Raw genomic sequence first — 25,004 nt, 5'->3', positions numbered from 1 at the left:
TGTTAACTTAAAGTGTTTATTGAATGATCTTTTGTACAAATTTGTATATTCATGAAACAAATTGTTTGGCATTTTTGCTCTGTAAACTATAGCTGAAGCTCTCATGCAAACATCATGATGATGACTTTTCATGAGAATATAGTGAATAAAAATTAGCTCAAATAAGGAATAGGGCAAATGCACTACACAACAAGTAAAAAACAAGGCTTATTTTCGTTGTCTGCCGTAGCAATAGCACTGACCACTTCGATGTCAGCGTTTGCGGCTCCACCAATGGGATTTGATGAATCTAAGTTACCGACGAAGTACATCGTCAAATTCAAAGAAGATGCAGTCAGCCGTTCTTCAATGGGTGGTAACTCATTCTGGGGGCCACGAATCGCGCAGGAGTCTGTTCTAGAACAGGTGAAGGCACGTAAGGTGGAAAAACTGGGCAATCGCGCCATTTACAGCGTTGAACTGGATGGCGATGACTTAGAGCCGCTTCGCAATCGTAGTGATGTGGAATACGTGGAAGTCGATCCACCTCGCTATTTGCTCAGCGAAACTACCCCATGGGGATATGAAGCGGTTAATGCTCAACTGCTAGCTGACTTCAATGCGGGTAATCGCACTGTATGTATTATCGATTCAGGGTACGACATTTCGCACAACGACCTAAGCGGTAACCGCGTTGCTGGTACTAACGATAGTGGTACGGGATCATGGAGTGATCCGGGTAACAACAATGCCCACGGTACTCACGTCGCGGGTACGATTGCTGCGATTGCCAACACCGAAGGTGTAAAGGGTGTGATGCCAAACCAGAATGTGAATTTGCACATCGTGAAAGTATTTAACGAATCGGGTTGGGGTTACTCATCTGGGCTTGTTAAAGCAATCCAGACCTGTGCCGATAATGGTGCTAACGTTGTGAACATGAGCCTTGGTGGTAGTCAATCAAGCCGAACTGAGCAAAATGCACTGCAAAATATTTACGATCAAGGCGTTCTATTGATCGCCGCTGCGGGTAATGATGGCAATACAGCGCACAGCTATCCAGCTTCTTATGACTCAGTGATGTCTGTTGCGGCCGTTGATAATCAAAATGATCATGCAGCGTTCTCACAATCTACTAATCAAGTTGAGATCTCAGGCCCGGGTGTGGCGATCTTATCAACGGTTACGGTAGGTGAAGGTAAACTTTCTGATATTACCTTGAATGGTGTCAGTCAGTTTGATCGTGGGATTGTTCCTCACAATCGTTTGATCAATAACGGTTCTTCGTATGTTCCGGATCCAATCGCGGGTTCAGTAACGGCAACGCTAGATAGCTGTGATGTCTCTGGCGGTAACGTTAACTGTGGTGATATGTCGGGCAAAATTTGTTTGACTGAGCGTATTGGCAACCAGTCTTCAGGAAACTACCCTGAAGTGGATGCGGTTCAGGCTTGTTACAATGCGGGTGCGCGAGCTGCAATCGTATACAGCAACTCTGAACTACCTGGTTTACAAAACCCATTCTTGGTAGACACAAACAACGCTTATCGTATGGTTTCGGTAACGGTTGATCGTGCATTTGGTCAAGAGCTGTTGGGGTATGTTGGTCAGGAAATTACTGTTGCAACAACCTCTGGTGAAGATTACGAATACTACAATGGTACATCAATGGCGACACCGCACGTAACGGGCGTAGCTGGCTTGGTGTGGAGTTACCACCCAACCTGTACAGCAGCGCAAGTGCGTAATGCCCTAGTGAAAACTGCAACAGATATTGATGTTGCTGGTCGAGACAACCGTACTGGCCACGGCCTAGTTAATGCTGAAGCGGCGAAGCTGTTCTTGGACGCTGGCTGTAATGGACCTGATGGTGGTAGCTCTTCGGATTCTAGCTTCTCAAATACCAGCCCTGTCGCGATTCCAGATAATAAATCTTCTGGCGCAATCAGTGCAGTAGAAGTCGATCGCTCTGGTGATTCAGGCACAGTAAGTATTGACGTTGATATTAGCCACACTTACATCGGTGATCTACGAGTGACTTTAACGTCACCGACTGGTGGAGAAGTTGTACTTCACAATAATACCGGCGGCAGCGCTAACGATATAAAAAATACGTTCCAAGCGGACTTCTCTGGTTTTGAATCACAAGGCACATGGGAACTTAAAGCGGTGGACAATGCCAGAAGAGACACAGGCACCATCAACAGTTGGACTCTGACCTTTCAATAAGGAGTGACTATGAAGAAGTTGACCTTACTTTCTTTGTCTGCGGTAGGCGCTACCGCACTATTGGCAATCGGACTGAGCTCAAGCAGCTTGGCAAACAATCAAGGATTTCCTCTCGTGGATGAACGCCAAGATCAAGCCGAGCAGCAACCTGCGCGCTACTTTGTTAAGTATCATGAAGGGAAAGAGAGCGAAGTGAGAGCGCTTCTTCGTCAGCACAACATTGAAGTGGTCGACGCTCTGGTGAAACAACACGTGTTGGTTGTGGTGGGTGAACAGGTGGAAGTCGATAAGCTCGCGGATCACGATGCGGTCGAATACACCGAGCAAGAGCCGACAAGAAAGCTGCTATCTAACGGAACTACGCTTCAATAAGCCAAACTTCCTTGAGATAGTGCCAAAAAGAAACACGCCCCTCACGTGAGGGGCGTTTGTTTCATTTGTTAGTGGAAGATGAAGATTACGGACGTTCACCTGCTGCTAGACGACGTTCGATATCTGCAACCACTTCTGGGAAGTCAGCAATGGTGTCGATGAGATAGTGCGGCGAGCTCTTGATCAATTTTGCACGCGCTTTTTCACGAGCGGCATCAAGCGTTGCTTCGTCCGCGGCTTGGTATTCTTCAAACGTTAGACCCGCTTCGTTACCAGAAAGCAGCAAACCAACGGTCCACATACCGGCGTTGTGACCTTCATCGATGCCCGGTGCTGCGTCATCCACTTTGATGCACGCATTAACGTCAGTTACATTCAGCTCAATCACATTCTTCAGTGCCATAAATGGTGCCGGGCGACCACCTTGAGGCAGGTCATCCGTTGCTACCACGTAATCCGGTTTGTAGCCGTAATCCGCTGCAACAGGAATCAGCACATCCATCACTTCGCGAGGGTAACCAGAACAAGAACCGATCTTGATGCCTTTGTCTTTCAGACCGTTCACAACTTCAATCGCATTAAGGATTGGGTCTGCATGGTCTGCCACTTTTGCTTTTTGCAGAGGCATGAATGCTGCGTAGATAGCGTCGATGTCTTCGCTGGTCATTGAGCGACCAAACTTCTCATTCCAACGCTTATCAACCGCAGGGATGCGACCCACAGCTTGGATGTGATCCCACTTACCAAGTCCCATTGGTTCGCGCGCTTCTTCAAGGTCGATTTCAAAATCAAAGCCTTGTTTGAATGCTTCCACAAAGATGCTGGTTGGCGCAAAAGAGCCGAAATCGACGATAGTGCCAGCCCAGTCAAAGATCACTGCTTGAATTGGTGAGTTGCTCATGTTCAATCCTTTTTCTTGCTTGCTAGAGCGCTTGCCTACACGTCGGAACTGCGCTCAGGATAAATTGGTTTTTGTTGAGGTTAGAAGTAGTTAAAGTCTTTACACACTTTGGCGATGGCTTCTTCGAAAATTGCCAACGCTTCTGTCAGTTGTTCGCGAGTGATGATCAGCGGTGGGCTGAGTTGAATCACATTGCCTTGCGATACCTTGAAGCTCACGCCATTGTTGAGGCATTGGTACAACACAGCTTCCGCTTCGTCATACGCGCGTGCTTTGCTTTCGTGGTCAGTGACCAACTCAATGCCCCATAACATGCCGATGCCACGTACATCGCCAATCACAGGGTACTTGGCTTTCATCTCTAGCAGCTTTTCACGCATAAACTGGCAGTCGGCTTTGGCTTTATCTAGCAAGCCGTCTTGCTCAATGGCTTCCATGGTTGCCAGTGCTGCAGCACAACCGATAGGGCTTTTCTCATGAGTGTAGTGACCCATGGAGATTTGCTCGGCGGTGTTGTATTTGTCTTTGGTTACCATGGCTGCGATAGGCACTAACCCTCCGCCCAAACCTTTACCGATGCAGAGCATATCTGGCTCGATGTCGTAGGCTTGGTATGTGAACCATTCACCGCTGCGACCCATGCCATTCGGGATGTCGTCGATGATCAACATGACATTGTGTTTGTCACAGATTTCGCGAATGCGTTTCCAGTAGGCTTTGCTCGGTACTTGTACGTCGGTATTACGAACTGCTTCTGCGATAAACGCGCCCACGCCGCCTTCTTTCTCAATCACGTATTCGAGGTAATCGGCGTAATGCACATCGCTGCCGTCCGCGACTGGGAAAGCACCACGGTAAGATACGGCTGGTGGGATGCGCTCAACACCTGCCATTAATGGCCCCATGCCTTGTCGGAAACACGCTTCGCCACCTACTGAGATGGCATCCAATGATGCGCCGTGGAAGGAATCCCACAGAGACACCACCTTGTAGTTGCCCGTGATGTGGCGCGCTAGTTTAAGTGCCATGCCAACCGCAGATGTGCCACCCGGAGCAAACAATACACGGTTCAATTCACCGCCACAGATTTGGGTGAGCTTTTCGGCACATTCAATCGCGGTCTCGTTGGTAAAACGACGTGGTGAAAACGGCAGTTTGGCAATTTGCTCTTGCACGCGTTTCATCACATGCGGGTGACCGTAGCCCAACTGGTGGACGTTATTGCCATGGAAATCCATGTACTTTTTGCCCGTGGCATCTTGGATGTAGATGCCTTCTGCTGCTTCCAAGGTATCTAAGCAAGGCGTCGACATAGCTTGATGAAGAAAGACCTCCGAATCACGCTTCAATAATGTTTGCGTGCGTTCGTCATCCATCGATGCATTCCAAGCTTGGCGCGCTGGTGTTGTGTTGACATCGCCTTCGCTGCGGAAATGGGTCGGTTTGATATTCTGAGTCATAACGCTCTCTCAATCAGAAGGCTGCTTTACGCAACTTGCCAGTACATTGCTTTTTCAATTGCACCGATTAAGCGCTCGATATCTGCTGGGTAAACTTCACCAATGTTGCCGATGCGGAAGCAATCTGCGTTCGATACCTTACCCGGATAGATCACGAAGCCCTGCTCTTTCAAACGTGTGTAGAACGCTTTGAACTGGTAATCACTGTGCGTCGGAGAGTAGAAAGAAGTGATGATTGGCGAGTGTAGGTCATCACTCAGTAGTGGCTCAAACCCCAAAGAACGCATACCTGCAACCAGTGTTTTCTGGTTAGTTTGGTAACGGTGATGACGAGCTTCAATGCCGCCTTCTTGCTCCAGCTCTAATAGTGCTTGGTAGAAAGCGCGAACCGTGTGCGTTGGAGACGTGAAACGCCATTTACCGTGGTTCACTTCCATGCAGTGCCACTGGTCGTAAAGATCAAGGCTCAAAGAACGTGCCTGACCTTGGCACTTTTCGAGCTCAGTTTGTTTTGCAATCACAAAGCCAAAGCCCGGCACGCCTTGAATACATTTGTTTGCAGAGCTGATCATAAAATCGATGCCTAGCTCTGCGATATCGATAGGAATGCCACCAAAGCTCGACATGGCATCGAGAATCACCACTTTACCGTGTGCTTTTGCTGCAGAAGCAAATTCCTCAATTGGGTTAAGCATGCCAGTGGTTGTCTCGCAGTGAACAATCGCCACGTGTGTGATCGCAGGATCCGATGCCAATGCAGTTTCCACCTCGTTCAAGTGTGGCTGTGATGTTTCGCCTGGGGAAACTACATGGCATGGAATATTTAGGTAATCAGCGATCTGAGCGATACGTGCACCGTACGCACCGTTGTCGACAACTAACAACTTTCCATCTTTGCCAATGGCGCTGCCAATTGTCGCTTCTACTGATGCGGTGCCGCTACCTTGCATTAGTACGCTGGTGTAGCCGTCTTGTTGAGTTGCCAGTTTTACAAGCTTAGTGCGGATCACTTCTACAATGTCTTTGTTGTATTCATCATCCCAAGTACACCAGTCTTTTAGCATGGCTTCACGTACTGTTTCAGAAGTAGATAGAGGACCTGGAGTCAGTAGTAGGTATTCGTTTTTCATCTCGATTTCCATCAGAATAAGCTAATTGGTCTACACCAAATTTCGAGTTCACTCTAGCGAGGAAGAAAAGGGCAGTAAATAGGCGAATCTCCAATTTCATAAAACTTTAATATCCAGAAAATGGCGGATCAATTGAACGATTATTCATCGCAAATTTTCGTAAAACTGCCATTTAATGGTCATGATTTCGTCACAAAGGCTCAGTAGGGTGTATATCGTCAACTGGTACAGACCAAATGAAGCTTAGCCAAATTAACTGGAGAAAATGATGAAAAACCGTTTGATGAAAGGATCGCTGGCTGCACTTGTCTCTCTGCTAGCTACGAATGCAATGGCAGCACAGGAAGTCACGGTTTACACCGCTTTCGAAACTGACATTCTTGCTAAATACAAGTCTGCGTTTGAGAAAGATAACCCAGATATCAAGATTAAGTGGGTTCGCGATTCCACCGGTATCATGACGGCGAAATTGCTGGCCGAAAAGAACAACCCTCAAGCGGAAGTGGTTTGGGGTCTTGCTGGCTCGTCAATGGCACTGCTTAAAGATGAAGGTCTTCTTAAGCCTTACACACCAAAAGGTTTGGAAGAGCTGCACGCGAACCTAAACGACCCTCAATCAAACCAAGCTTGGTTCGGTAACGATGCGTTCTTTAACGCAGTTTGTTTCAACGAAGCGGTAGCGAAACAACTTAACCTACCGAAACCAACGTCTTGGGAAGACCTAACGAAGCCGGTTTACAAAGGTCACATTGCAATGCCGAACCCAGCGTCTTCAGGCACTGGCTACATGCAGGTTTCTGCTTGGCTACAAAACATGGGTGAAGATCAGGCATGGAACTACATGCGGGACTTAGACAAGAACATTGCACACTACACTCACTCTGGCTCTAAGCCATGTGTTCAAGCGGGTATGGGTGAAGTGGCTATCGGTATTTCTATGGCGAGCCGCGGCGCGAAGCTGAAAACACAAGGTGCGCCACTAGCGGTTATCACACCAAAAGGCATCGGCTGGGAATCAGAAGCCGTTGGTCTTGTAAAAGAGTCGGATGCAGCGAAGCGCGTTGTCGACTGGTCAATCTCTAAAGCAGCAAACGAGCTTTACGTAGAAATGTATCCGGTGGTTGCACATAAAGAAGTGAAAGCGACTGTGTCTAACTTCCCTAATGTTCAAGAGAACATGGCGAAGATGGACTTCGCGCAAATGGGCAGTAAGCGTGCAGAGATTCTAGCAGCATGGTCTGAGAAGTTCGATGCGAAATCAGAGCCAAAATCTTAATTGAATTTGCTTTGAGTTGAATGCTGAAATCCACCTCGGTTGAGGTGGATTTTTTGTTTTCTCTGTTATTTCAGAGTTTGCTGCAAGTAGATTCCTAGTCTCACCTAGGTTCGCTGGAATGACGGACTTAAGAAAGTCGGGAATCTCTAATTACCACTCTCATCTCCCTTCATCTATTTGTCATCTTCTGGCTATAAATTTGTCATTGGAACGTAACACTCCAAAACTAAAGTTGGTATATACCATTTGGAGCGTGTGTTATGTCAACTAACCAACATTACCTAAATATCGAAAATGTAGTGAAGCAATTCGGACAGTTCACTGCATTAAAGAAAATCTCGCTAGCGATTGAAAAGGGCGAGTTCGTTTGTTTTCTTGGTCCTTCTGGCTGCGGTAAAACCACTCTGCTACGTGCCATTGCAGGTTTAGACTTGCCAACGTCTGGTGCGATTTTTCAAAACGGTCAAGAGACCACATTCCTACCACCAGAGAAGCGCGATTTCGGCATCGTATTCCAATCTTATGCTTTGTTTCCGAACCTAACTGTGCAAGAGAATATTGCAGTGGGTTTGAAGAACCAAGGTATGTCGACCAAAGAAGCGCTAGAGAAAGTAGATTACTGGTTAGAAACCATTGGTCTTCCAACCTCTGGCGAGAAATTCCCTAACCAACTTTCTGGTGGTCAACAGCAGCGTGTAGCACTCGCTCGCGCATTAGCGTTGTCTCCGGGTCTACTGCTACTTGATGAGCCGCTGTCAGCGCTGGATGCAAAAGTACGTGTTCACTTACGTGACGAGATTTGTAAGCTGCAACGTAAGCTTGGCATCACCACCATCATGGTTACGCACGATCAGGACGAAGCGCTGTCGATGGCGGATCGTATCGTGGTAATGAATCATGGCGTGATTGAGCAAGTCGGCACACCTCAAGAGATCTACCAACAACCAGCCACGCGCTTTGTCGCTGAGTTTGTCGGCAGCATGAACTTTATTGAAACCTCAGTCGCAACGGATTCCCAAGTACGCATTGCAGAAACCTTAATGCCAGCGCCAAGCTTGACCAATCGTAAGATCGAACGTGGTGACCGCTTCGACCTTGCGGTGCGTCCTGAAAGCATCAAGTTTGTTGAAAACTACAACAACTCTTTACCAGTGCGAGTTACCGCAACCGAGTTTCTGGGGGCGTTTTTCCGCATTGATTGTGTATTGCAAAACGACAGCTCAACGAAAACCATCGTAGTGGATGTGCCTGTGGAAACGGTTCAAAAACTCAATATCAAGGCGGGCGATGTACGTTACATCCAGTTTGCTGAAGAAGGGCTGCATGGTTACGCCATGCCCTCGGTTGATAAAGCACTAGCGGCGTAGGTGTAAACATGGATGCGAAGACAATGACGATGAATAGCCTGACCACACAAGACAAAGCAAAATCCTTACTCGGACGTGTTAGCCGCGACAACCTTGTGTTGTTTGGTTTGCTCGCTGGCTTGTCGACCATGATGGTGCTGTTCATCTTAATGCCGCTTTGGGCAATGTTGACCAAGAGTGTGCAAAATACCAATGGCGAATTTGTCGGATTGGCAAACTTTGCGACATACTTTTCCTCTTCAAGCTTGTGGGTGTCGGTGGGAAACACCTTCACTTTGGGCGTGATTGTGACCTCGGTAGTGGGTGTGCTTGCGTTTGGCTATGCCTACGCGCTGACTCGTTCATGTATGCCGTTTAAAGGTTTGTTCCAAATCCTAGGTACTGCGCCAATCCTTGCGCCCTCGTTGTTGCCGGCGATCAGTTTAATCTTCCTTTTCGGTAATCAAGGCATTGCCAAAGAGATGCTGTTAGGAAACTCGGTTTACGGCGTGATTGGTATCTCGATGGGTTTGATCTTCTGGACCTTTCCTCATGCATTGATGATCTTAACCACTTCGCTGCGCACTTCAGATGCTCGCTTGTATGAAGCAGCCCGCGCACTTAAAACCTCACCAATCAAAACCTTCTTTATAGTGACGTTACCTGCGGCGAAATACGGTTTGATCAGTACGCTTATCGTCGTCTTTACGCTGGTTATCACGGACTTTGGTGTGCCGAAAGTGATTGGTGGCAGCTATAACGTTCTGGCGACTGACATCTTCAAGCAAGTTGTGGGACAGCAAAACTTTGCCATGGGAGCGGTAACCAGCATTATGTTGTTGTTCCCTGCGGTAATGGCGTTCGGCGCAGACCGCTGGGTACAGAAAAAGCAGAAGAGCTTATTCGATACACGTTCAGTACCTTATCAGCCAGAACCTAACAAAGCGCGCGATAGCATCTGTTTGGTTTACTGTTGCATCATTTCTATCGCGGTGCTGGCGGTGCTTGGCATGGCGGTGTATGGCTCGTTAGTTACGTTCTGGCCTTGGAACAAAGTGCTAACGCTAAACAACTACAACTTTGCCGAAATGAGCACTTACGGTTGGAGCCCATTCTTCAACTCACTAACACTGGCAGGTTGGACAGCGGTTATTGGTACAGCCATCATCTTTGTCGGTGCTTATTGCATTGAGAAAGGGCGTGCGTTTGGTCCAATTCGTCAGGTGATGCAAATGCTCAGCGTGGTGCCAATGGCGGTTCCGGGTATGGTGCTTGGCTTGGGTTACATCTTTTACTTCAATGACGCGAACAATCCTCTGAATGTGCTTTATGGCACCATGGCATTCTTGGTGATTAACACGGTAGTGCATTACTACACGGTGGGTCACATGACAGCCCTGACAACGCTAAAGCAGTTACCATCGGAGATTGAAGCCACGGCAGCATCGGTGAAGCTTCCTCAATACAAGTTGTTCTTTAAAGTGACATTACCTGTGTGTTTACCTGCGATTTTGGACATTGCGACTTACTTGTTTGTTAATGCATTGACCACCACTTCTGCGGTAGTATTCCTTTACTCAACCGATACGATTCCGGCTTCGGTCTCGATTCTGAATATGGACGATGCAGGTCAAACTGGCGCTGCAGCAGCGATGGCTGTGATGATCATGATGGCTGCCGCAATTGCGAAGATTGTTCAGATGACTTTGGGTAAATTGTTAGAGAATCGCACACAAGCTTGGCGCAAAAGATAAGGACACTTCGTGCAATACGTAAAAATTAAAGATTCGATTGTTGAACAGATTGAAGCGGGCATGCTATCGCCGCGTCAAAAACTGCCAGCAGAGCGTAAGTTGGCGGAGTCGTTCGATACTACACGCGTCACTCTGCGTGAAGCTTTATCACTGCTGGAAGCAGAAGGTCGAATCTATCGCGAAGATCGCCGAGGTTGGTTTATCTCACCCGAGCCATTGCGTTACGACCCAACCCAAACTCTGAACTTCCCGAACATGGCGAAAGCGCAAAATCGCGTGCCAAAAACGGAGTTGGTCGCAGCAAAAGGAACGTTGGCAAACAAACAAGCTGCGCGCTTGCTGGACTTGCAGCCTTTCTCGGACGTGTATCGAGTCGACCGTGTGCGATACCTTGAAGATAGACCTGTAGTATTCGTAACAAACTATATTCGCCCAGAGCTGTTTCCGAATCTGCTGGACTATGATTTGTCAAACTCACTGACGGACATTTACCGCGAGCATTATGGCGTGACGTATCAAAAGATTCGCTACCGCATTTCAACCAGCACTTTGTTGGGTGAAATGGCTCAGGCACTGCGCGCGACAGCCGGTACGCCAGCGATGGTAGTGGAGCGCATCAACTACAACCAGCACGGTGAGTTGATTGATTGCGATATCGAATATTGGCGACACGATGCCATTAGCATTGAATCTCTGGCGGAACTCAATCGTTAAGTGGATTTTCTCATTATCTAAGGCTCCATCTCGGGGCCTTTCTTTTATTCAGACAGGAACATTGAAATGGATTTGTTGGCGATTGGTCTCGTCGTTTTCTCTGCTGTTCTTCATGCAGGCTGGAATATCCTTGGCAAAAGCAACTCTGGGTCAGGGCTCGCGTTTACCATGGCCGCCAGCTTTTCTGCATGTTTCATTCTTACCCCTTATTTGATTTGGTATTTGGCAACCATTGGCTGGACATCATTACCGAGTGAGTTTTGGGGATTGCTGTTCATTAGCGGCATTTCACAAATGGTTTATCTGGTTGGTTTGATTGTCGCTTATAAGCACGCTGATGTGGGGGTGGTTTATCCGATTGCTCGGGCACTGCCTGTGATGATGGTCGGCGCAATCAGTGTTGCATTGGGACATGAATTATCTAGTCAGCAGTGGCTTGGATTCTTACTAATTACTCTTGGTTGTATGCTTGTACCACTGACGAATTTTCGTCAGATGACATTGGGCTCTTATTTGAACGTTGGTGTGTTCTGGGCATTGATTGCCGCAATAGGCACAACGGGTTACTCGGTAGTCGATAAAGAAGCGCTGAGTTTACTCACAGGACAAGCATCAGAGATCTTGAATGATCAGTACAGTGCAATCTTCTACTTGGGCGTGCAGTTTTGGGCAATTGGTATTCCTGCCCTTGTGTGGTGCTTAGTTACGGACAAGCCAGATGAGATTAAGACAGCGTGGCAGATCCGCAAAACAGCCAGCATGGCAGGGGTAATGATGGCATCCACCTACGGCTTGGTGTTGTTTGCGATGACCATGACCGACAACGTAAGTTTGGTGGTGGCACTAAGGCAAATCAGCATCGTGTTTGGATTGTTTATGGGGATTTGGTTTCTGTCTGAGAAATGGTATCTCACCCGAGGGCTTGGCGTTACTTCTATCGTGGCGGGGATCATTCTCGCGCTTACGTATTGACCTATATTCACGAAAAAAGGCAGCGAATGAGCCTCTCGCTGCCTTTTGTATTAACTTGTAAGCCTTGTTTAAAAACGCAGTTGCGCACCAAACATCACGCCGCTAGAGTCAAAATCGCTGTTTTTTGAGTACACATATTCTGCATTCAAACCAAAGTGTTTATAGCTCCAGCCGATACCGCCAGCCGCTTCACCTCCGACACTTGAGTGTTCGATGTTCTTGCTCTGACCGTTCACTTTATAAGTGTATTCGAGAGTGTAGAGAGTGACACCTGCCTTGCCGTACAGTTCGAAACCTGAACCCAGAGGATAGCTAGCATAGCCACTCAAGCGAGGTCCGGAGAAGCTCGTATCGGTGACTTCTGAAATCGGACTCACGAGTATCGAGCCGATACCGTCAAACGCGCCTTTATAACCTGCTTCGATACCAAAGTTATGTGTTGGCATGTAGCGGTAATATATTTCACCTAAGAACATGTCGCCTGATTCTTTGCTTGTCGGAGCATCGTAGTTCACATCGCCATAGCCAATGTTTGTACCTATGATGTGCTCACTGGTTTCTGCATTGGCTGACAAAGAAAAAGCCGACAACACTAAAGCAGTAATGAATGAATAACGCATGAACGCTTCTCCTTAGCTTTTAGCTTGCTCGCCTTTTAATATTTGTTCGAAAGTGATCTTGGTGTTGTCTAGCCATTCATAACGGCGACGATACATCGAACGCTTAGAGCGCGACATGCCTTCGATATCTCGACGGGGTGCATTTACATCAATTGAGTAAAAATGACGATTGTATTCGGTGCCGCCTAATTCTTGCCAGAGTGCATCGTAATCTGTTTTGATTCGCCCTTTGCTGTAGCGCTTAGCTGCGTAAGTATGGGACTGCGTTTTCACTGCTAGAATCGTGTTCACTTCCCAAATTTGTGCGAGCAAAGTGAGCAAGCTCACCATCAAGCTTTTTGGTCTCTGTCCGTAAAGCTTACGAGTTAGCTTTTTAATTTTCGCGTTGTTTTCTTCACTGCTTCGCGGTCCTTGTAAGCCGCCAATCATAATGCTGCGTCCAGATTCGATGTGACCTAGCGTAAAAGAGAGCGTGTAGAAGTTGCCATCTTCAGCGCAGTGCAGCACCAGGCTCATGTCGCCTTCTTTTTGATAACGTGCTTCGTATACTAATCTCACCGAGTACAGTATTTCGTCAATCTCAAAAGAGGCTAATGTTAGGCCTTTCGAGTCTGTGTAGATTTCTTCGATTGTTTGTTTAGAAAACAGTTCTGAAATCGTTTTATAGTGATCAACCACCAAGTTAGAACGATCGAACGCTGAGTTGTTTTTGATGATATACGGACGAAACGGCTTCTCTAAAAATCGATGCGTACGTGTACAAAGCAACTCTAACAATGACGATTCAATATTGTCTGAAAGGTGCTTAAACGCACGTTTGTAATAAAGCGCACGTAAGATGAACTTAGCTCTGTAGGTCCAAATTGGCTTGTAGACATCAGCATAATCATCTGAGTAAATCGATTTGCTATGGTAAAAAATGGATTTGTTCGCGGTCATTTTCACTCCAGATTAACTTGTGCTCAATAGCGACAATTAAGAACCGACGGACGAGCAGCGAAGAACCCGAAAAGGAGGAATGCAAAGCACGACTGAAAAGAGGTGGTTTTTGCTGTGTCCGACGTTTGTGTAAGGTTTTGAACACTGTTCTTTTGCTGGAATTCTAAGAGAAAATTGACCTTAGGTATTGTATGGTTTGGTAAGGAAGTGTCAGGTTGAAACCCATTGTTCTAAATGAAGAAAATGCGAATGTAGGCTGAATATGACGTTGAGTTGCTAAGTTAATGTGAAATAAGTTGAACGAAAATTGAACATTATTTGAAATTGTTTTGACGTGTTTTAGGTCTTTATACGTACCTTATAAGTATCGAGCCAATTTTGGCCCGATGTAAAGGTAAGTAAGGAGAGGTTTATGAAACGCTTAACAACTTTAGCAAGTACGATTGCTCTGATTGCTGCACCTTCTATGGCTCTTGCTGGTGGTTATCAGTGGACAAACGATACTGAAACTATCCATGGCGACGTAATGGATAGCAAACAAGCGGCTTATGAAATGGGCCGAGACATGATCCAAAGCTACCAAAATAAATCATCTGGACAACTCCGTGATGAGTTTACGAGCCTTACAACGTATGTTGATCGCCAATCGTTTTCTATCACTGACTCAAAAGTCATGGTAAATGAGTTCTTGCAAAGTGACGGGCAAGTTGTTTACCAGCCTATTCTCAATGTTCAATACGAGTACCGCATGCGTGATACCGGTAAATACTAACCAGTAAGACGGACTTGAATTGTTTACCACTAATATTTTTTGCTGTTTGTTTTGGGGAGCCACGAGCTCCCCATTTTTTTTGTCGAAAGCGAAAATTTTCACACTCTCAGTGCAACATTTTCTATCGCTCAGCGTTAGATTTTCTTGCTCGTTGATTGTCATCATCGTTTGTAAAGTGTTTGCGGAAATGGATGTAACGCACTAACGAGGATACCCGATGACACATCATTCATATTGGTTCAAGCAGGCAATTGAAGCTGAGCAACCAGAAACGCCACAACCGTTACAGCAGAACATTAATACTGACGTTGCGATTGTTGGTGGCGGATACACCGGACTTTGGACCGCGATTATGATTAAGCAGCAATCTCCGGAAAAAAAGGTAGTCGTGATTGAAAAAGGCCTTTGTGGCAGTGGTGCATCGGGCGCAAACGGCGGTTGTATGCTGACTTGGTCTACCAAGTTTCCGACATTGAAACGGTTATTCGGTGAAGAACATGCTGCTTGGTTAGTAAAAGAGTCGGAACAAGCAGTGCTAGAGATTGACGACTTTTGTCAGCAGCACAACATTGATGCGCACTTATCGTTGAAAGGGGTTTATTACACTGCAACCAATCAGGCTCAAACTGGGGGAATGCAGCCAGTTGTGGACGAGTTAAAGCGATTAGAAGTGAACAGTTGGCGTCGTTGCTCGGTGGAGGAACTGCGTGCCAATGCGGGTTCACCTCGACATATAGAAGGCTTTCACTCTCCAGTTGCAGCCAGCGTTCAACCTGCATTATTAGTGAGGGGGTTACGCCGTGTTGCTATTGATCTGGGTGTAGAAGTTTATGAGAACACGCCGATGACGCGTCTAGATTATGGAAAACCTGCCACTGTCTGTACACCTAAAGGAAATGTTCAAGCGCAGCAGGTGGTATTGGCATTAAATGCATGGATGGTGGAGCAGTTTAAACAGTTCAAAAACAGTATCGTGGTGGTCTCTTCCGACATGGTGATCACCAAGCCGCTTGGTGACGCACTACCTCTATCTGGTTGGCAGGCAGGTTCTAGCGTGTTGGATTCACGTATCTTCGTCCACTATTACCGAGATACGCCAGATGGCCGTTTGATGTTGGGGAAAGGCGGCAATCAGTTTTCTTTCAATAACCAAGTCGACGCAATGTTTAACAAGCCAACACGCTACCAAGGTCTACTGCGCAAGTCGTTCGATAAGTTGTTTCCTCATTTGAGAGGAGAGGAGTTTGCTTATTCATGGACGGGGGGCTCTGATCGTTCTGCTACTGGTTTCCCTTTTTTCGGCGAGCTAGATAAACAGAGCAATATCTTTTACGGATTTGGTTATTCAGGCAATGGTGTAGCGCAGACTCGAATGGGCGGAAAGATCTTATCTTCATTGATATTGGGAATCGATAACGAGTGGACGAACAGTGGTTTAGCCAAAGGACCGTTGGGGTATTTCCCACCAGAACCGCTTCGCTGGACCGGGGCTATGATAGTGCGCAACGCGGTACGTCGAAAAGAGGAAGCAGAAGATAACGAGAAAACGCCGTTTATCTGGGATAAGTGGCTAGCAAAACTCGCGGGACCAGCAGGCAAAGCGGATAAGCTTGACTAAACTGAAGACTTTAGCCACAAACGAGACAGTTTGCAGTGAAAGTCATTGGGGCGCGATGAAGCCTTGTGTTAGCCTCTGTCTTTCAAGCTCAGATTTAAAAGGTGAGTCATAAAATGAAAGTATTCAGCAACTTCGATGGCGGCAGCATTCACGTAGTGAAAGCGGACGACAAAAACGACATCCAACTCAAAATTCCTAACGACAATATGTCGGAATTCTACCAGTGGTTCCACTTCCGTCTTGAGACAGAAGCCGAGCAATCACACACCATCAAATTGCTTGATTTGGCTAAATCGGCTTATCCAGAAGGATGGCAAGGTTACGATGTGGTTGCGTCTTACGATCGTGAAGAATGGTTCCGAGTACCGGCAGAGTTCGATGGCGACACGCTGACTTTCACTGTAATCCCTGAGCGCAGCTCAATTTACTTCGCGTACTTTGCGCCATACACGTACGATCGTCATTTAGACTTGTTACACATGGCACAAAGCGAGCACCACTGCCAACTAGAGACGCTTGGTCATACGCTAGATGGCAATGACATGAGCTTGCTTACTTTCGGTGAGCCAGAAGAAGGCAAAAAGAAAATCTGGATGATTGCACGTCAGCACCCAGGTGAGACCATGGCGGAATGGTTCATGGAAGGTATGATCCAACGTCTGTTAGATGAAAACGACACGGTTGCGCGTGCATTGCTTGAAAAAGCGGTGCTTTACGTCGTACCAAATATGAACCCAGACGGTGGTATTCGCGGTCACTTGCGTACCAACGCAGTAGGTGTAAACCTAAATCGTGAATGGCAAACGCCATCAATGGAAAAGAGCCCAGAAGTCTACCTTGTGCGTCAGCGCATGCTGGAAACGGGTGTTGACATGTTTTTAGATATTCATGGCGATGAAGCGATTCCGTATAACTTCGTCGCTGGCTCAGAAGGTATTCCTTCTTACGATGAAAATCTTGCCGCTTTAGAGACATCATTTAAGCAAGCGTTACTGACTATTACGCCAGAGTTCCAAGATGAGATTGGTTACGATAAAGATGAGCCTGGTAAAGCGAATTTGACGGTGGGTTCAAATTGGGTTGCAGAGCAGTTCAAATGCTTGTCTTACACAATCGAAATGCCATTTAAAGATAACAACAATCACCCAGATCCACTTTACGGTTGGTCTCCTGAGCGTAGTGTCTTGTTTGGGCAAGATGTATTAGCTGCAACGTTAACCGTAGCGGATAAAATTTAGCGCGACGAGTTAACGCTTTTTCATTATTTCGAAAACAGCTCATTTAAATGAGCTGTTTTTTTGTGCTCTCCAGATCCACGCTCCCCTGTAAAAATTTGTTGCCATTCACAAGCTTAAATGATGATTCTTAAATTTGAGAAAGTGGCTTTTTATAGTGATTTGCGTCACAGAAAGTTGGCTTCTTTGTGATATTCTCCGCAACGAATTGACTATGGCTAAACCAACGCAACGAACTTTGTTTTTCGGTTGGGTATGCGGATGAAGCTCATGAATAGATGGTCTTGAGGTTACCTTTTTCCGTTTTACGTCATTGGCGTTTGAATATCATTTTTGATTCTTTCCTACGCTATTTAGCTATTTCTATTCGAAGAAAAGAGAAAGTTACGGCTTCATATTTTACGGCAGTATGCTGCCGCGGTGTGTTGCTTTGTGTACAAGAAAAAGGAAAAGAATAATGAAAAAAATCGCTATAGCAGTGGCTACTGTACTTGCTGGTGGTGTGATCTCAAACGTTGCACTTGCTGACACTTACATGGGCGGTAAAGTAGGTTACAACTCTCTAAACGATGCGTGTTACCTAAACGAACCTTGTGACGACGACAGTTTTGCAGCATCTATGCACTTAGGCTACAGCTTCAACAAGTACGTTGCAGCAGAGTATGGTGTTGATTACCTTGGTGACTTCACTGCAAACTTCAAAAAGCCTGGCCTAAACACCGTTGATGGTGATCTTTGGGCGTTGACGCTTGCTCCTAAATTTAACCTACCGCTAACGGATTCTTGGAATCTATTCGCGAAAGTTGGTGCTGCATACATGATGGCTGGTGACGAGAAAGATTTCGTACCAACTGGCTCTCTGGGTGCTGAATACCAAATCAACTACAACTGGAGCCTACGTGCTGAATACCAACGCTACCAAGATATGTCTGATGATGTAATTGAAGACATGGATTCAGATTTCTTCGGTATCGGTTTCAACTACAAGTTTGGCTCTGAGCCTGTCGTTCAAGAAAAAGCCGTTGAAGAGGTGGTAGAAGCACGTCCTGCAACACGCATTGTAGATCACGTTTACCCTGCTCAAACAACAGCGACAGTACAATTCGACTTAGAAAGTGCAGAAGTGAAAGACGCGTCGAACCTTTCTGGTACCGTTGATTTGATGAATACTTACCCACAAGCTCAAGTTGAGATCACGGGTTACAGCGATACGACAGGTTCTGCTGCTTACAACAAGCAACTCACAGAAAAACGTGCGAAAGCCGTTGCTGACGAGTTCCAAGCAAAAGGTATTGCGGCTGAGCGTATGACAGTGAAAGGCATGGGTGAAGCTAACCCAGTGGCAAGCAACGAGACACGTCAAGGTCGTCAAATGAACCGTCGTGTTGAAGTGGTTGTTCCTGCGTTTGAATACCAAACAACTGAAAAAGCAGAATAACTCCTGCTTAAGATAAAGTTCCAAAAGCCAGCGTGTATCACGCTGGCTTTTTTGATCCCGCTTAACAAACTAAGTAGTTGTGTAGAAACATAGTTATATCGGGACGCTTTGACATATGCTCAACATACGTAAACTCAGCACCTTCATCAATTTGTCATCACCAGTTCATAGCATGACAGCCAAGTGTTTGGGAGAATGATATGCAAAGTTTACCGCCGCTCAATTTGCTCCGAGCTTTTGAAGCCACGGCGCGACTACAGAGTTTTACAAAGGCCGCAGAGGAGCTAAATGTGACTCGTGCGGCCGTCAGCCAACAGGTGAAATCGCTAGAGTCACAGCTCAATGCGACGTTATTCGAGCGCAAGGGCACGCACCTTACGCTGACCTGCTCAGCACAAGAATACTGGCCTGTGGTTAATCATGTGCTTCAAACATTATCGACCACGACGCAGCATTTATTTACTCGTCCCAAGAATACGCAAGTTAACTTACATGTCGCTCACAGCTTTTGCTCTCAGTGGTTAATGCCAAGATTGGCTGATTTTCAGCGACAATTCCCAGACATCTCCTTTAAAATCTCGACTACTGCTAATACAGTTCCAAGCGCCAGTGCGATTGCGGATATCGAAATTATTAACGGAGATGGAGATTGGCAAGAGCAAGAAGCCATACGATTAACCCAAGAAAACTGGATCGTTGTCGCAAGCCCCGGCTTTATGCATTTAAACCCGATAAATGACCTCTTGCAGTTAGCTAAAGCGCCTAAAATTTGTACTGGCGGTTATCATGAATCTTGGCAAGAGTGGCTTACGCACCAAGGTTATCAAGGGAAGGTGAGCAAAGTCGTCGCCGAGTTTGAACACTCATTGCTTGCTATTCATGCTGCGATGAATCAACTTGGCGTGTTGCTGGTAAGAGACTTTCTTGTTGAGGATGAGCTGCAACAGGGCGTATTAGTCCAGGCTGGAAATTGGAATATGCCAAGTTCTGGTGCACATTATATGATGGTTCGAGCATCCGAAAAATCACACGTAAACACCTTTGCTCAATGGTTAATACAGAGTCTTTAATGTTCGTTCAGCGAGTGAGTAGAGCGCATGTGTGGTTTGGCTATTATTAGCAGTAGCAAGTCATCAGTCTAGGACTGAGCGACATGCTTAATGATATCTAATAACCACTGATTTACCGGAGCTTGCTGTTGAGAGCGACGACAGCTCATCACGTAGCGAACATCAAGCTCTAGCCCAGCAGGAAGCGCGATACTTCGGCAACCCTTAGGAACATGTCCACTCATCGTTATGCCAAAATGATTCGTTTGCAGAAGCACTTTTTGAATCATCGCTGGGTGCTCAATTTCCACTTTAGGTGTGGTTCTAAAACCCATATGTTTGAGCCTTTCCAACACAGGGTATCGGTAGTCGTTCCATCCCGGCGTTTTAAAAAGTATAAAAGGGTATTCTTCTAGCTCTTGGGAGTTTTGAGCGGGATGATCTTGTCGAACAAAAAATACCGCTTTTCCTCGCCCCAGTTCGGTCTGAACAATTGACTGTGGCAGATCTTCATCAAAGTAATGAATCGCAATGGCGTTTTCACCGTCAATTAATCGTTTTTTTGCTTCGCTACCCCAGCGCAAACATGAGAATTTTGCTTCTGGAGCGTGCTTTAGTAACTCCAAGTAAAACTTGTCACCGAAGTACTCCCAAAACAATGTGTTGGCATAAATAGTGATTGAGCCGTCAAAATGAGCTGGTGAAAAATGCTGTGGTTTGATGGAATCAATACTGTTGATTATTTGCTCAAAATGCGCAATGTTCGCTTCCACAAAAGCTGTTGGTTCAAAGCCATTTTTGGTCTGAACGAATAGCGGATCATTGAGCTGAGTTTTCATCTTTGTCAGATTTTTGCTGATTGCTCCTGACGTTTTACCGAGTGATTCTGCGACTAACCGGACGTTACGTAGCTCATACATCCGTTTTAATACCAAAATGTTTTGAATATCCAGATTAACGCTCATACATTCTCTCGCTTGGCTTTTGTCGACAAATCATATCGCTGAATTTCTTAAGAAAAGACAACGCTCGGTCAATTTAAGTTGCGGCCTTATCCCTGATTTATTGAAGGTAACGATAAGTTATTCTTGGTTACACCAGTTTATTAGCATGGATTTCCATTTGGTAAATAATGGCTTTCCTCGTATGAGCGCGTTTCTGTTGTTACAGTTTTTCCACCGAAAGAAAGTTAGAACGATAATAGAGGTGATGTATGAAAAAACTAATCGCACTTGTTTTGATGGTTTGCTCAACAAACGTAGCATTTGCTGGCGATGGGTCATACACGGGCACGATTGATATGACGATGGCAACGAAAAATCAGGTTGACGTAGAGCGTGCAGATTCTCAATTGACGCTGAAGGGTCGCAATGAAATGGCCTATGGCGGTGTAACAATCCATTCGGATGCTGCAACTCAAAAAATTGAACTTCGTGGTCGACGTGATTAATCGAATAGTTTCTTGTTAAGAAAATGCCGCGAAGAACGCGGCATTTCTATATGTAATATCATCAGATCACAATTACCAGATAAGCGTATGGTGAGAAGCTAAGCGCAATGACCACTTGCCATTATTCGCATGGCGGTGCCATATGAATGACAGCTAAGCCCCCCAAAGAGGTTTCACGGTATTTTTTATTCATATCTTTACCAGTCTGATACATGGTTTCGATAACTTTATCTAACGAAATTAAACATTTACTTGTGCGCTTTAATGCCATACGCGATGCATTAATCGCTTTCATTGCTCCCATGGCATTTCTTTCAATACAAGGTACTTGAACCAAGCCGCCAATCGGGTCACAAGTCATACCCAATGAATGCTCCATCGCAATTTCCGCAGCAATACAAATCTGCTCGTTACTGCCCCCTCTTAGCGCTGTTAAGCCAGCGGCAGCCATGGATGAAGAAACCCCAACTTCTCCCTGACACCCCACTTCTGCACCAGAAATTGACGCGTTAGTTTTATATAAGATGCCGATAGCGCCAGCGACTGCGAGAAAGTCTTTTAGCTGTTTAACATCGAGCTCTTTGATGAAGCGATGGTAGTACATCAATACCGCCGGAATCACCCCTGCTGCACCATTCGTTGGAGAAGTGACGACTTGCCCTCCTGCTGCATTTTCTTCACTAACCGCAAAGGCGAAGAGATTGATCCAATCCATGATCTCCATCGGATCGTTTTCAACTGCAGCGTTGGCTTCGAGCTTTTTCAAAAGGTTTGGTGCTCGACGAGTGACATTTAGACCACCTTCCAAAATCCCTTCCGTGTCGAAGCCACGTTGCATGCAGAGCGACATCACTTTCCAAATTTGCTCTGCTCTTTGGTTGATTTCTTCGTCTGAGCGAAATGCGAGTTCGTTTTGGAGGATCATGCCTCCCAAGCTGAAACCGTTCGTCTCGGCTTTTTCCAGCATCTCATCTGCGGATGTAAACGGAAATGGTACTGCGACCTCATTTTGTTGCGTGCCGTTCTCTAGTTCGTCGGCGGTGGCGATGAATCCGCCCCCAATGGAGTAATAAATTTCAAACGCTACTTGATCTCCAGCTGCGTCTAATGCCGTAATCGTCATACCATTTTCATGCAGGGGAAGGTTGTCGCTATGAAAGACGATGTCATGGTCGTAGCTAAACTCAATCTGGTGTGTACCGGCGAGCATGAGCGTATTATTGTCTATGGTATTTTGTAGCGCACTTTTGGCACTGCTCATTCTGATGGTATCAGGTTTATTTCCCATCAAACCAAGGACCGTGGCTCGGTCTGTATGGTGCCCTCGACCTGTCAGTGACAATGAGCCATAAAGGTCCACTTGCACCCGATGCACTTTCGCCATAGAGTCGCTAACTAGCTGAGTGAAATGGAATCCGGCAAGCATAGGACCATTAGTGTGGGAGCTGGATGGCCCGACACCAATTTTAAATATATCGAAAATCGACAGCATAATTGACTTCCTTTAGCAGTGAACCTTTATAAAGGTCTCTAGAACAGTGTTGTTAACTAGATGTTAAAGCTTGTGGGTCGGGAGTGAAAGAAGATTTTTGTAACACTGCCAACTAAGCGCGAGATTTTAAAATGAAGTTAGACAACATCGTCATCGTTTTAGGTAAACGCCTCGTCAATAACAGGTTGACCTCTGAGGGCATAACCAGAGTCGAAGCTTTGTCTTGTAGGACTGCATCACTACCGATAGAGCGAACGGTGATTGTTTTTTGTGGCGGAGTAACGCAAGGACAAAGTGTTTCTGAAGCAGAGGCGATGTACGCGTATTTTAGAACCCTAAACGCAGACTCTGTGAATCCGTTCCCTGAACGTCATATACTCTTAGAAACGGAGTCGTTGAACACGTTTCAAAACATGCGTTATGTTTCCCAAGTTTTGTGCAAAAGTGGGTTGTTCGAGTTATGGTTGGGGCATCCGGTTGAGGTTATCTTGCTGTCTAATGACTACCACCTCGAACGAATCATTGATATCCAGAATTTGATGGATGAGCAAGGCTTATTACGAGTACTTAAATCCGATTGCGAATCCATGGGGGTGACCCTCAATATTCCACTGGATATCAGCAAACATATTAGCGTGCCATACCCACATAAAGGGCTTATGGCGGAGACATTCTTGCTACTCGATGAACTCACAACCTACCGAGTTTATTTAGAAGGGGTCAAGCATGGCGTATTTTTCCGAGATTTATCAATTGTCCGAAAAAAGCCACTTATGATCGCAAGAGATACTATTCACAAATTGCTCTCTTTACCGCTCGATAAAGAGGCTTTGCAACATATTGAAGAAATGAAAAAGGCCGTCGAAATGACGGCCTTGGATGAATCTGTAGGTGCTGCGGAAAAGGCATTAAGTATCTTCCATCCGATACTGACGGCATTGAACCGTCGCTTTGACCCAGAGTCTATTCATTAAGCTCGCGTTTTGTGCGGACGGCGCTTAATGCGATCAAACAGTAGCAAAGCAGTTCTATACCTTCTTCTGAGATATTTTTAACATCACGGATGTAATTTTCGTCCATCACTTGTTGCCAAAAACTACCCATACCATACAAACGAGAGAAGACTAATAATAGCATTACAGCACCAACTAATAGCTTCATATGTGGCACCGTTAAAATGGTCGCCATTTCGTTCATGGTACCTTTACCACCTTGGTAAGCTTTGGCGCAAGCCAGTGCGGTGACAGCAAGTGCTGGGAAAACCCAAGAGCCATGATGAATCATGTCTGTCCAATAGTCCGTTTCGCGAATAATCAGTACTGCAAAAAATCCTGCAATCAAAATAGCCGCATGCTTTAGCTGAGGCTGTTGTTTCGATAAGCTGAAAAACGACCATGATGCAATAGCAAGCATCACAAGCTGGAGCGTTTCTGTAACGGAAAGCTCGCCAAGGCTTGATCCCAACACGACATAATCAAGACGAAGACTAAGGTTAACGAGAATACTTATAGCGACAATCATCAAGGCGTTTAAGCTTGATTTATAAATAATGCGCTTTGATTTTTCAGTAACAACGTTGCTTGGGGCTGACTCGGCTTCTTTTACTATTTGTGTTTTCATCTTGCTCACCTGTCCCAGAAAATGTGGAAGAAATGTGAATTAGTGTGATCTGTGTTTGGAATTTTATTGTCCAAGTGGAAAGTTATGTCAGGGGAATGTCAAGAATAGAACACTGTTCGATATAGGGTCGATGTGCGGTAAAGTCAGAGGTATGTAAAAACAACGTAAGAACACTTTGATAAATCAAATAAAAAAGGAGCCCAAAGGCTCCTAAGTGATAGAGGGAAGGTGACGTATCGATAAAAATAATTAGTAGTTGTCACCCTCATTTTCTTTGTGATTCTCGCGATAGTATTCCCATTGCTCGACGCGTTCATTGTCCGACAGCACACAGTAAGTGACACGTTCGCCGTTTTCCGACACGGTATCCAGCTCACCACCTTGCTGAACACAGTATACGGCTGCGGGATTTGCAACGGAGGTATACTCAGTTGATCGGGTCGCTCCCTCGTAAGTTGAACAACCAGCCAGTACCAATGTTGCAGCCATAGCCATCATTAAATTTGTCTTTTTCATTCTTTATCTCCGCATGGGGTGGGCGAGTATTGTATTGATTATAGGCAACTTTAAGAGATTATTGTCTTATCGATGTTAAAAGTAAGAGGGACGTATAAGAATTTAGATATTCTCATTTATTG

General features: G+C 45.9%; 23 protein-coding genes. 14 read left to right on the top strand and 9 right to left on the bottom strand.

Annotated elements, in window-relative coordinates; genetic code table 11:
* Positions 1-177 precede the first annotated feature (177 nt).
* Positions 178-2,208, top strand: coding sequence for a S8 family serine peptidase (locus R7F64_RS09860; protein ID WP_238967318.1), 2,031 nt, complete (start codon positions 178-180; stop codon positions 2,206-2,208).
* 9 nt (positions 2,209-2,217) lie between these two features.
* Positions 2,218-2,580, top strand: coding sequence for an ATPase (locus R7F64_RS09855; protein WP_318071646.1), 363 nt, complete (start codon positions 2,218-2,220; stop codon positions 2,578-2,580).
* 85 nt (positions 2,581-2,665) lie between these two features.
* On the opposite strand, the gene phnX is transcribed toward R7F64_RS09855, so the two are convergent.
* The 3 genes from phnX to phnW all read right to left on the bottom strand — a co-directional run bounded on the left by phnX (position 2,666) and on the right by phnW (position 6,071).
* Positions 2,666-3,481, bottom strand: a complete 816-nt coding sequence (gene phnX / locus R7F64_RS09850) for a phosphonoacetaldehyde hydrolase (protein ID WP_213872746.1) — start codon at positions 3,479-3,481, stop codon at positions 2,666-2,668.
* Positions 3,482-3,561: 80 nt separating this feature from the next.
* Positions 3,562-4,941 (bottom strand): aspartate aminotransferase family protein, encoded by a 1,380-nt coding sequence (locus tag R7F64_RS09845; protein ID WP_318071645.1) that lies wholly within the window; start codon positions 4,939-4,941, stop codon positions 3,562-3,564.
* A gap of 26 nt (positions 4,942-4,967) precedes the next feature.
* Complete coding sequence (gene phnW, locus R7F64_RS09840) at positions 4,968-6,071, bottom strand: 2-aminoethylphosphonate--pyruvate transaminase (RefSeq protein WP_167415749.1); 1,104 nt, start codon at positions 6,069-6,071, stop codon at positions 4,968-4,970.
* 265 nt (positions 6,072-6,336) lie between these two features.
* On the opposite strand from phnW, the gene R7F64_RS09835 reads away from it, so the two are divergent.
* The 5 genes from R7F64_RS09835 (at position 6,337) to R7F64_RS09815 (ending at position 12,133) form a co-directional block, all read left to right on the top strand.
* Positions 6,337-7,347, top strand: a complete 1,011-nt coding sequence (locus R7F64_RS09835) for a putative 2-aminoethylphosphonate ABC transporter substrate-binding protein (protein ID WP_005384363.1) — start codon at positions 6,337-6,339, stop codon at positions 7,345-7,347.
* 260 nt (positions 7,348-7,607) lie between these two features.
* Positions 7,608-8,714, top strand: coding sequence for a putative 2-aminoethylphosphonate ABC transporter ATP-binding protein (locus R7F64_RS09830; protein ID WP_318071644.1), 1,107 nt, complete (start codon positions 7,608-7,610; stop codon positions 8,712-8,714).
* An 8-nt stretch (positions 8,715-8,722) separates the two neighbouring features.
* Complete coding sequence (locus R7F64_RS09825) at positions 8,723-10,447, top strand: putative 2-aminoethylphosphonate ABC transporter permease subunit (protein WP_318071643.1); 1,725 nt, start codon at positions 8,723-8,725, stop codon at positions 10,445-10,447.
* A 9-nt stretch (positions 10,448-10,456) separates the two neighbouring features.
* Positions 10,457-11,161 carry a phosphonate utilization transcriptional regulator PhnR gene (gene phnR / locus R7F64_RS09820; RefSeq protein WP_005374048.1) on the top strand — a complete coding sequence of 235 codons (705 nt, stop codon included), beginning with the start codon at positions 10,457-10,459 and terminating at the stop codon, positions 11,159-11,161.
* A 66-nt stretch (positions 11,162-11,227) separates the two neighbouring features.
* Positions 11,228-12,133, top strand: coding sequence for an EamA family transporter (locus R7F64_RS09815; RefSeq protein WP_005384368.1), 906 nt, complete (start codon positions 11,228-11,230; stop codon positions 12,131-12,133).
* Between the two features lie 68 nt (positions 12,134-12,201).
* Here R7F64_RS09815 and R7F64_RS09810 read toward each other — a convergent pair whose 3' ends face one another.
* Together R7F64_RS09810 and R7F64_RS09805 are read right to left on the bottom strand one after the other, a co-directional pair.
* The gene (locus tag R7F64_RS09810) at positions 12,202-12,753 is read right to left on the bottom strand and encodes an outer membrane beta-barrel protein (protein WP_005374044.1); all 552 of its coding nucleotides are present in this window, start codon (positions 12,751-12,753) and stop codon (positions 12,202-12,204) included.
* Positions 12,754-12,765: 12 nt separating this feature from the next.
* Complete coding sequence (locus R7F64_RS09805; RefSeq protein ID WP_318071642.1) at positions 12,766-13,692, bottom strand: VirK/YbjX family protein; 927 nt, start codon at positions 13,690-13,692, stop codon at positions 12,766-12,768.
* A 412-nt stretch (positions 13,693-14,104) separates the two neighbouring features.
* Here R7F64_RS09805 and R7F64_RS09800 point away from each other — a divergent pair, with 412 nt between their 5' ends.
* From R7F64_RS09800 to R7F64_RS09780, 5 genes are all read left to right on the top strand, one after another.
* Positions 14,105-14,464: a DUF3316 domain-containing protein gene (locus R7F64_RS09800; RefSeq protein ID WP_017819758.1), complete on the top strand. Its 360-nt coding sequence runs from the start codon at positions 14,105-14,107 to the stop codon at positions 14,462-14,464.
* A 217-nt stretch (positions 14,465-14,681) separates the two neighbouring features.
* Positions 14,682-16,082 carry an FAD-dependent oxidoreductase gene (locus tag R7F64_RS09795; RefSeq protein ID WP_042523350.1) on the top strand — a complete coding sequence of 467 codons (1,401 nt, stop codon included), beginning with the start codon at positions 14,682-14,684 and terminating at the stop codon, positions 16,080-16,082.
* Positions 16,083-16,195: 113 nt separating this feature from the next.
* Positions 16,196-17,320 (top strand): M14-type cytosolic carboxypeptidase, encoded by a 1,125-nt coding sequence (locus R7F64_RS09790; protein WP_318071641.1) that lies wholly within the window; start codon positions 16,196-16,198, stop codon positions 17,318-17,320.
* A gap of 454 nt (positions 17,321-17,774) precedes the next feature.
* Positions 17,775-18,755, top strand: coding sequence for an OmpA family protein (locus R7F64_RS09785; protein ID WP_005374035.1), 981 nt, complete (start codon positions 17,775-17,777; stop codon positions 18,753-18,755).
* 200 nt (positions 18,756-18,955) lie between these two features.
* Entirely contained in the window at positions 18,956-19,825 is an 870-nt protein-coding gene (locus R7F64_RS09780) for a LysR substrate-binding domain-containing protein (RefSeq protein ID WP_053349355.1), read from the top strand.
* A 68-nt stretch (positions 19,826-19,893) separates the two neighbouring features.
* Here R7F64_RS09780 and R7F64_RS09775 read toward each other — a convergent pair whose 3' ends face one another.
* Positions 19,894-20,769, bottom strand: coding sequence for a LysR family transcriptional regulator (locus tag R7F64_RS09775; RefSeq protein ID WP_318071640.1), 876 nt, complete (start codon positions 20,767-20,769; stop codon positions 19,894-19,896).
* Between the two features lie 248 nt (positions 20,770-21,017).
* Here R7F64_RS09775 and R7F64_RS09770 point away from each other — a divergent pair, with 248 nt between their 5' ends.
* The gene (locus R7F64_RS09770; protein ID WP_005374030.1) at positions 21,018-21,254 is read left to right on the top strand and encodes a hypothetical protein; all 237 of its coding nucleotides are present in this window, start codon (positions 21,018-21,020) and stop codon (positions 21,252-21,254) included.
* A 121-nt stretch (positions 21,255-21,375) separates the two neighbouring features.
* On the opposite strand, the gene R7F64_RS09765 is transcribed toward R7F64_RS09770, so the two are convergent.
* Positions 21,376-22,746 (bottom strand): L-serine ammonia-lyase, encoded by a 1,371-nt coding sequence (locus R7F64_RS09765; protein ID WP_053349354.1) that lies wholly within the window; start codon positions 22,744-22,746, stop codon positions 21,376-21,378.
* Positions 22,747-22,877: 131 nt separating this feature from the next.
* Between R7F64_RS09765 and R7F64_RS09760 the strand changes: the two genes are divergently transcribed.
* Positions 22,878-23,720, top strand: a complete 843-nt coding sequence (locus R7F64_RS09760; protein WP_161440985.1) for a YdcF family protein — start codon at positions 22,878-22,880, stop codon at positions 23,718-23,720.
* On the opposite strand, the gene R7F64_RS09755 is transcribed toward R7F64_RS09760, so the two are convergent.
* Both R7F64_RS09755 and R7F64_RS09750 read right to left on the bottom strand, forming a co-directional pair.
* A complete protein-coding gene (locus R7F64_RS09755) occupies positions 23,710-24,366 on the bottom strand; it encodes a hypothetical protein (protein ID WP_005374025.1) in 657 nt (218 codons plus the stop codon). The two genes, R7F64_RS09760 and R7F64_RS09755, sit on opposite strands and share 11 nt — an antisense overlap.
* A 249-nt stretch (positions 24,367-24,615) precedes the next feature.
* Entirely contained in the window at positions 24,616-24,882 is a 267-nt protein-coding gene (locus tag R7F64_RS09750; RefSeq protein ID WP_005374023.1) for a DUF333 domain-containing protein, read from the bottom strand.
* Between the last annotated feature and the right edge of the window lie 122 nt (positions 24,883-25,004).

This window comes from Vibrio sp. Vb1980 (genome assembly GCF_033338615.1).
In the GTDB taxonomy this organism is placed as follows: Bacteria; Pseudomonadota; Gammaproteobacteria; order Enterobacterales; family Vibrionaceae; genus Vibrio; species Vibrio alginolyticus.
Note: the sequence above shows the minus strand (reverse complement) of the source record. Positions and strands in the feature narration are given on the sequence as shown.

Bases quoted from the DNA above. Each gene is read 5' to 3' on its own strand.
- R7F64_RS09860 (WP_238967318.1), top strand. From the start codon at position 178: ATGCACTACACAACAAGTAAAAAACAAGGCTTATTTTCGTTGTCTGCC.
- R7F64_RS09855 (WP_318071646.1), top strand. From the start codon at position 2,218: ATGAAGAAGTTGACCTTACTTTCTTTGTCTGCGGTAGGCGCTACCGCA.
- phnX (WP_213872746.1), bottom strand. From the start codon at position 3,481: ATGAGCAACTCACCAATTCAAGCAGTGATCTTTGACTGGGCTGGCACT.
- R7F64_RS09845 (WP_318071645.1), bottom strand. From the start codon at position 4,941: ATGACTCAGAATATCAAACCGACCCATTTCCGCAGCGAAGGCGATGTC.
- phnW (WP_167415749.1), bottom strand. From the start codon at position 6,071: ATGAAAAACGAATACCTACTACTGACTCCAGGTCCTCTATCTACTTCT.
- R7F64_RS09835 (WP_005384363.1), top strand. From the start codon at position 6,337: ATGATGAAAAACCGTTTGATGAAAGGATCGCTGGCTGCACTTGTCTCT.
- R7F64_RS09830 (WP_318071644.1), top strand. From the start codon at position 7,608: ATGTCAACTAACCAACATTACCTAAATATCGAAAATGTAGTGAAGCAA.
- R7F64_RS09825 (WP_318071643.1), top strand. From the start codon at position 8,723: ATGGATGCGAAGACAATGACGATGAATAGCCTGACCACACAAGACAAA.
- R7F64_RS09815 (WP_005384368.1), top strand. From the start codon at position 11,228: ATGGATTTGTTGGCGATTGGTCTCGTCGTTTTCTCTGCTGTTCTTCAT.
- R7F64_RS09810 (WP_005374044.1), bottom strand. From the start codon at position 12,753: ATGCGTTATTCATTCATTACTGCTTTAGTGTTGTCGGCTTTTTCTTTG.
- R7F64_RS09805 (WP_318071642.1), bottom strand. From the start codon at position 13,692: ATGACCGCGAACAAATCCATTTTTTACCATAGCAAATCGATTTACTCA.
- R7F64_RS09800 (WP_017819758.1), top strand. From the start codon at position 14,105: ATGAAACGCTTAACAACTTTAGCAAGTACGATTGCTCTGATTGCTGCA.
- R7F64_RS09795 (WP_042523350.1), top strand. From the start codon at position 14,682: ATGACACATCATTCATATTGGTTCAAGCAGGCAATTGAAGCTGAGCAA.
- R7F64_RS09790 (WP_318071641.1), top strand. From the start codon at position 16,196: ATGAAAGTATTCAGCAACTTCGATGGCGGCAGCATTCACGTAGTGAAA.
- R7F64_RS09785 (WP_005374035.1), top strand. From the start codon at position 17,775: ATGAAAAAAATCGCTATAGCAGTGGCTACTGTACTTGCTGGTGGTGTG.
- R7F64_RS09780 (WP_053349355.1), top strand. From the start codon at position 18,956: ATGCAAAGTTTACCGCCGCTCAATTTGCTCCGAGCTTTTGAAGCCACG.
- R7F64_RS09775 (WP_318071640.1), bottom strand. From the start codon at position 20,769: ATGAGCGTTAATCTGGATATTCAAAACATTTTGGTATTAAAACGGATG.
- R7F64_RS09770 (WP_005374030.1), top strand. From the start codon at position 21,018: ATGAAAAAACTAATCGCACTTGTTTTGATGGTTTGCTCAACAAACGTA.
- R7F64_RS09765 (WP_053349354.1), bottom strand. From the start codon at position 22,746: ATGCTGTCGATTTTCGATATATTTAAAATTGGTGTCGGGCCATCCAGC.
- R7F64_RS09760 (WP_161440985.1), top strand. From the start codon at position 22,878: ATGAAGTTAGACAACATCGTCATCGTTTTAGGTAAACGCCTCGTCAAT.
- R7F64_RS09755 (WP_005374025.1), bottom strand. From the start codon at position 24,366: ATGAAAACACAAATAGTAAAAGAAGCCGAGTCAGCCCCAAGCAACGTT.
- R7F64_RS09750 (WP_005374023.1), bottom strand. From the start codon at position 24,882: ATGAAAAAGACAAATTTAATGATGGCTATGGCTGCAACATTGGTACTG.